At 61.0% G+C, this 7273-nt stretch carries 6 protein-coding genes; 2 read left to right on the forward strand and 4 right to left on the reverse strand.

Translation table 11 applies throughout. The annotated features are described in order from the left end of the window. A partial coding sequence (locus tag Q7U49_RS03745; RefSeq protein ID WP_304762416.1) for a transposase domain-containing protein occupies positions 1–103 on the forward strand: 103 nt, incomplete at its 5' end. 11 nt (positions 104–114) lie between these two features. Here Q7U49_RS03745 and Q7U49_RS03750 read toward each other — a convergent pair. The 4 genes from Q7U49_RS03750 to Q7U49_RS03765 form a co-directional block, all read right to left on the reverse strand. Beyond that, positions 115–720, reverse strand: coding sequence for a universal stress protein (locus Q7U49_RS03750; protein WP_304762417.1), 606 nt, complete (start codon positions 718–720; stop codon positions 115–117). Positions 721–952: 232 nt separating this feature from the next. Next, positions 953–1831, reverse strand: coding sequence for a pirin family protein (locus tag Q7U49_RS03755; RefSeq protein ID WP_304762418.1), 879 nt, complete (start codon positions 1829–1831; stop codon positions 953–955). Between the two features lie 465 nt (positions 1832–2296). Continuing rightward, positions 2297–3004 (reverse strand): response regulator, encoded by a 708-nt coding sequence (locus Q7U49_RS03760; protein ID WP_304762419.1) that lies wholly within the window; start codon positions 3002–3004, stop codon positions 2297–2299. Continuing rightward, positions 3001–4209: an ATP-binding protein gene (locus Q7U49_RS03765; protein ID WP_304762420.1), complete on the reverse strand. Its 1209-nt coding sequence runs from the start codon at positions 4207–4209 to the stop codon at positions 3001–3003. The genes Q7U49_RS03760 and Q7U49_RS03765 overlap by 4 nt, the downstream gene beginning before the upstream one ends. A gap of 265 nt (positions 4210–4474) precedes the next feature. On the opposite strand from Q7U49_RS03765, the gene Q7U49_RS03770 reads away from it, so the two are divergent. Beyond that, positions 4475–7273: molybdopterin oxidoreductase family protein (locus Q7U49_RS03770; protein WP_370653954.1), on the forward strand; the 2799-nt coding region annotated here is incomplete at its 3' end.

Consider the following 7273-nt stretch of genomic DNA (forward strand, 5'->3'; position numbering starts at 1 on the left):
CCCGTATGCCTATCTGAAGGATGTTCTGGCCCGCTTGCCGACTCAGAAGAACAGCCGAATTGATGAGCTGCTGCCGCACAATTGGTCACCGCTGATCACGTAACGGTTACGCCGTCAATCTGTGTTCGCCGGACGCATACGATTCAACAGATTTGGCACAACATGAATGAACGTGACCATCGGTGCCGCTCCGAACAGGTCGCGGTTCTTGATGAAGAAGCGTACCGCAGCGACGCCGTACTTGCTGCCGTCGAGCGCGATGGCCACCTTCAGCGAGTCATTTTTAGGAGCTGGCTTGCCGCGCAAAACCAGCAAAGGTGTAGTGCACGATGCCAGCACGGCATTGGTCACCGAACCGAACAGCAGCTTCTTGAACCCGGTGTGGCCGTGTGATCCCATCACGATCAGATCGGCAGTGTCAGCCGCTGCGATCTTGCCCAACTCGACCCCTGGGATGCCAACGACATATCTGGCCTGCGCAGGCAAACCTGCCCGCCTGAGTGTTTCCAAGGCCGGTTCGACGACCTTGTCCGCCTCCGATTTGTAGTAGCTGAGCACCATGTCCTTGCCTACAGCGCTGGCGACGCGCACTGGAACGGGGAACTGGGCGTTGAGTAATTCGATGTCCGGTTGGTTTTGGATGAGTGTCGCGCGTGAGGCGATGAACGCGACTGCAGCCTTGCTGAAGCGACTTCCATCGATAGGCATTAAGAGGCGCATAAATTCTCCTTCTGAAAAAAGTGGACACTAACTCATGGTTTCGAAACGCAGTCCAAGCATCAGCTTATCGCACAAAACATCATTTAAAAATCAGCATTAAACGGACGAAAGCTTCGCAAGAAAGAGAGTGTTGAGGTGCTTGCCATAGCTTGGGCTTTGCATGGCCGCCAAGAACGTACCCAATGCGTCATGCTGCTGGACAGCCAGGACCCAATAGGCCACATGGGCCGCCTCAGGCAGACTCGCCCAGGCGCCCATCACGAAAATCGCTCAGCGCCTGGTGAATTTCGGCCTGTGTGTTCATCACGAACGGGCCGTACTGCACGATGGGCTCTTTCAGCGGCTGGCCCGAAATGAGCAGCAACTTGGCGTCCACACTCGCGCTGATCACCACGCCATCGGCCTGTGCCTCATTGGCCAGGATCGCCATGCGCTGCACCGGCACCACCTTGTCCGCAATGCTGACCTCGCCACGGTACACGTAGACCAAGGCGTTGTGACCTGCGGGCAGCTTCTGCTCAAACCGGCTGCCTGCGGGCAGGTGCAGGTCGAGGTAGTTGGGCTGCGTGATGTCGCGTGTCACGGCACCGCCCACGCCCTGGCTTTCACCGGCAATCACGGTCACGGCCACGCCATCCTGCGTGACAAATTTCGGCAGGTCCGCGTTCTTGAAGTCGCGGTACCAGGGGGTCTTCATCTTGTCGCGCTTGGGCAGGTTCAGCCAGAGCTGAAAACCCTCCATCACGCCTTCTTCCTGCTGTGGAATCTCGGAGTGGATCACGCCCTTGCCGGCCGTCATCCACTGCACGCCGCCGTTTTCCAGCAGTCCCTCGTGGCCGGCACTGTCTTTGTGCAACATGCGCCCGGCAATCATGTAGGTGATGGTCTCGAAGCCACGGTGCGGGTGGTCAGGAAAACCGGCAATGTAGTCGTCCGCTTGGTCGCTGCCAAAGGCGTCGAGCATCAGGAACGGGTCGAGCCGCTGCTGCAGGTTTTGCGTCAGCACACGGGTCAGCTTGACGCCGGCGCCGTCAGAGGTGGCCTGGCCAGCCACCAGACGTTCCACGGTGCGTGTTTGCAAAACGGTGTGTGGGGCCAGTGCTGTGGTCATGTCGGGTCCTCGGTGGTAGGGGTGTGAATCAGATGTCTGTACTCTATGGATCATCAACCACTTTGATAAGCCCTTTGAATGGATAAGATTGATTCGGAGATGGAGCAGTAAGACGCAAACTGCCGGGCCCAATTCTGGTGCTGTTTGGGGTGGCTCGGGGCGGCAGGGTGCCCAGCGCCGCTCGTGTCCCCCGTCATTGGCCTGGCGGCCAATGCCTCCTCCTTGACCTCGCTGTGCAGAACACCCTGCCGCCCCGAGCCCGCGACGCAGCTGGTATTGAACACCCACAACAAGCGCGTAGCAGCGTGCGTTGGGTGTCTGATGCAGCGAAGTCAAGGAGGAGGTTCGGGCGTCAGCCCGAACCGGGGGACATGAGCGCAATCAGATACCCAATGCGCGCTGCGCTGCCAATTAAGTCTCCGCCCAAGCTATCACTGGCGGTGCCGCCATTGACTGCGCCGGGTTTCAGTGCGGCGGCGCCTTCGGTCTCGGAGTGCCGTCGCCAATCGCCTTGATGCCGTCAGCCGAGCTGCGGTACTCGAATGAAAACACCGCGGCCTCCACCCGTGAGCGCAGGTTGAGCTTGTCCATGATGTGGCGCACATGCAACTTGACGGTGTTGTGGCTGATGTCGAGTTCCCGTGCGATGACCTTGTTGCTCTGGCCGCTGGCCACGTGGTCGAGCACCTGGCGCTCGCGTTCGGTCAGCGTGGCCACCAGGTCGCCCATGGCCGAGCCCTTGGGGCCGGTCTGCAAAATCTGGGCGAACTTGAGCATCATGGCCGATGCCACCACCATCTCGCCGCGGGCGGCGCGGCCAATGGCGTCAATCACTTCTTCGGGGTCCATGTCCTTGAGCAGGTAACCCTTGACGCCCGCGCGCAGCGCCGCCGACATGTCGTCCTCGCTGTCGCTCATGGTCAGGATGACCACGGGCACGTCGTGGCCGTCGGCGCGAATCATGCGCAGCACGCTCAATCCGTCGGTTTGCGCCAGCCGCAGGTCCAAGACCATCAACTGGGGGTCGTGCTCGCGGATCAGGGTCACCACCTGGTTGGGGTCGCCGGTGGTGGCCACCACCAACATGCCGCCGCGGTGCTCCAGCAACTCCTTCAGACCACTGCGGCACAGCGAATGGTCGTCCACCAGCATGACGCGTATTTTTTCTGTCATGACGTCTTGCCTCCTCTGTCCTGGTCGAGCGGAATGCGCAAGCGCACCCGGGTGCCCACACCGTCCTTGCTGCCCACCTCCAACTGGCCACCGAGCCGCTTGGCGCGGCTTTGCATGATGTCCAGGCCAAAATGGGTGGAGGGCACCAGCGGCCGCGCGGAAGTGACGATGGTCGACACATTGGGTTCATCCATGCCCAGGCCGTCGTCCTCAATCATGAACTCAAGGTGTTGCGGCGTCTGGCTGATGCGCACCACCGCATGGCGGGCCATGGAGTGCTTGGCAATGTTGGCCAGCGCCTCCTGAACAATATAAAAGACTTGCACTTCCTGCTCGTCATTGAGGTTCAGGTGGGGCACGCTGTTGCGTATCTCAAGTGCAATGGCATTGCGGCTGAAATAGCTGTCGGCAATGGCGGTGAGCGCATGCATGAGCCCGAGCGGGTCCATGCGCGTGCGGAAGTAGGTCATGACTTCGCGCAGGTTGTCATGCACCTCGGTCACCGCCGTTTTCAAATCCGAGAAATATTTCAACGCCTGGCTTTCGTCGTGCGCCTGAATGGCGTCGCTGAGCAGCGGCAGGCGCATGCGGGCGTAGGCCAGGGTCTGCGCCAGCGCGTCGTGCACCTCATTGACCATGTCCTGGCGCTCTTTCATGACGGTGAGGCGCAGGCGCTCGCGTTCGATGCGCGCATTGTGCAAGCTCAGTCCGAGCAATTGCCCGACCAGGCGCAACAGGTTCTGGACCGACGCGTCAATGCGGGAGCTGCTGTCAAAAAACAGGTTGTAGACGCCAAGAATTTGCTGGTGGTGGGCCAGCGAGATCGCCAGCATGCTCTTGCACTGGGAACCAAAATAAATGCTGCTGCCATGTTTGGCGCAACTGGACAGGTCGTCCACCCACACCAGCACATCGGTGCTGGCTGCAGTGCCGCACAGGCCGCAATGGCGGTCGACCAGGCGCTCCATCTCGACCACCTTGTCGGGTAAACCCTGCTGTGCCACCAGCCGCATGGACTTGCCGTCATCGGTCACCACCCGCACCGCACCCGCCTGCGCGCCCGCCAACGCAATGATGGAGGTCAGGAAACGTGCCAGCAGGGCTTCCAGATCTTCGGGCTTGCCTGAGTCTGTGCTCAACACGGTCAACAGGTGGGCCGGGTCTGTCAAAGCTGGCTGAATGGGGGTGAGGCTGATGAAAGTCATGACAAAAGAAAGTAACGATGATCGTAGAACATTATTGGAAACTTATGTATTGCGGAAAACCATGCTTTCACAAGAATTATTTCTATGCTACCCATTTGGGCTACTCGCCCCCACCCTTGTCGGTGATAGACGGCGTTTGAGACCTTGTTTTTAATAGGGTCACTTCTAATCAAACGCCTATCGCATGTCCGTCATCCCGATTCACAATCCTCTGAGCCCGCCGCTTCCCGGTGCCACCCTTGAGACGCGCAACACCACCTGCTACATGTGCGCTTGCCGCTGCGGCATCCGGGTGCACTTGCGCAACGGTGAAGTGCGCTACATCGAGGGCAACCCCGAGCACCCGCTGAACCAGGGCGTGATTTGCGCCAAGGGCTCCTCGGGCATCATGAAGCAGTATTCACCGGCGCGCCTGACCAAACCCCTGCTGCGCAAGCCCGGCAGCGAGCGCGGCGACGGCCAGTTCGAAGAAATCGAATGGGACGCGGCGTTTGCCATGCTGGAGGAGCGCCTGCAAAAACTGCGCGCCACCGACCCCAAGCAGTTTGCCCTGTTCACCGGGCGCGACCAGATGCAGGCGCTCACCGGCCTGTTTGCGCGCCAGTTCGGTACCCCCAACTACGCCGCTCATGGTGGATTTTGCTCGGTCAATATGGCCGCCGGCATGATCTACACCATCGGCGGCTCGTTCTGGGAATTCGGCGGCCCCGACCTTGAACGCGCCAAGCTGTTCGTGATGATCGGCACAGCCGAAGACCACCACTCCAACCCGATGAAGAAGGAGCTGTCCAAGTTCAAGCGCGGCGGTGGGCGTTTTGTCTCGATCAACCCGGTGCGCACCGGTTACTCGGCCATTGCCGACGAGTGGATTCCCATCAAACCCGGCACCGACGGCGCCCTGTTGCTGGCGCTCATCCACGAACTCATCAAGCAAGGTCTGTACGACCGTGAATTTTTGGCACGCTACACCAATGCCGGCCAGTTGGTCAACCAGGACGCGGCCTCCGACGACTTTGGCATGTTTGTGCGCAACCCGGAAGGCGACATCGTCAACCCGCTGCGCCCGGCCAACTTCACCTGGTGGGACCGGCACAGCGAACAAAGCGTGTCCGACCACACCGAGGGTGCCGACCCGGCGCTGCTGGGCCACTTCACCATGCCCGACGGCACGCCTGCTGTGCCGGCCTTCCAGCTGCTCGAAGAACGCGTCAAGCTTTACACGCCCGAGTGGGCCGAGGGCATCACCGGCATTCCGGCCGCCACCATCACGCGCCTGGCGCATGAGATGGGCATCACCGCGCGTGACCAAAACATCGAGCTGCCCATCGCTTGGACCGACAGCTGGGGCAAGCGCCACCAATCCGTCACCGGCAATCCGGTCGCCTTTCATGCCATGCGCGGCCTGGCAGCGCACTCCAACGGTTTCCAGACCATCCGCTCGCTGTCGATTTTGATGTCCTTGCTGGGCACCATCGATCGACCCGGTGGCTTTAGGCACAAGGCGCCTTACCCGCGCGCGGTGCCGCCCAACGCCCGCCCGCCCAAGGGGCCGCAGGCGGTCAAAGCCAACACGCCGCTCGACGGCGCGCCGCTGGGCTGGCCCGAGAGCCCGGACGATTTGTTTGTCGATGACGCCGGTGGCCCGGTGCGTATTGACAAGGGCTTTTCGTGGGAGCACCCGCTGTCAGCGCACGGCCTGATGCAAAACGTGATCACCAACGCCTGGCGCGGTGACCCCTACCGCATCGACACCCTGATGATCTTCATGGCCAACATGGCGTGGAACTCCACCATGAACACCTCGGACGTGCGCCAGATGCTCAACGACAAGCATGTCGATGGTGACCAGGCCGGCGAGTACAAGATTCCGTTCCTCGTGGTGTGCGATGCCTTCCAGTCAGAAATGACGGCTTTTGCCGACCTGGTCCTGCCCGACACCACCTACCTCGAGCGCCACGACACCATGTCGATGCTGGACCGTCCAATCTCCGAATTCGACGGCCCGGTGGACGCGGTGCGTATCCCGGTGGTGGCGCCCAAAGGCCAGTGCAAACCGTTCCAGGAAGTCGTGGTCGAGCTGGCCAGCCGGCTCAAGCTGCCAGCCTTCACCAACGCCGACGGCACGCGCAAATACAAGGGCTACACCGACTTCATCGTCAATTACGAAACCGCGCCCGGTTCCGGCATCGGCTTTTTGGCGGGCTGGCGCGGCAAGGGCGGCGAAAAGTCCATGCGCGGCGAGCCCAATCCCAAGCAATGGGAGATGTACGAGAAGAACAACTGCGTTTTCCACTACCAGATGCCGCCCGAGCACCAGTACATGCGCAACTGGAACCTGGGCTACATGGAATGGGCGCAAAAGGTCGGCATCCGGCGCGACAAGGACCCCATCGTCATCCACATTTACTCCGAATTTTTGCAGGGTTTCCGCCGTGCGGCGCAAGGCAAGCGTGCCGGCAAGCAGCCGCCCGACCACCTGCGCAAGCGGGTCGAAACCTACTTTGATCCGCTGCCGTTTCATTACGCCCCGCTTGAAGAGCAGGCCACCGACATGGGTAAATACCCGCTCAACGCCATCACCCAGCGTCCCATGGCGATGTACCATTCCTGGGACTCGCAAAACGCCTGGTTGCGCCAGATTCATACCCACAACTATCTGTTTGTCAACACCAAGACCGCCCAGGCCCAGGGCATTGCCGACGGCGGCTGGATGTGGGTCGAGTCGCAGTGGGGCAAGGTGCGTTGCATGTGCCGCTACTCCGAGGCGGTGGAGCCCGGCACGGTCTGGACCTGGAACGCCATCGGCAAGTCCGCCGGGGCCTGGAACCTCACCCCCGATGCCAACGAATCGCAACGCGGCTTTTTGCTGAACCACCTGATTTCCGAAGAGTTGCCGCTGGCGGGTTCCAGTGGCACAGTGTCGAATTCCGACCCCATCACCGGCCAGGCTGCCTGGTACGACGTGCGGGTGCGCATTTACAAGGCCGCCGAAGGCGAGCCTGAACAAACATTTCCACAGTTCAAGGCGGTACCCGCAGCCCCTGGCATGCGCCAGGTGCTGCCA

Source organism: Rhodoferax sp. (genome assembly GCF_030653815.1).
In the GTDB taxonomy this organism is placed as follows: Bacteria; Pseudomonadota; Gammaproteobacteria; order Burkholderiales; family Burkholderiaceae_C; genus Rhodoferax.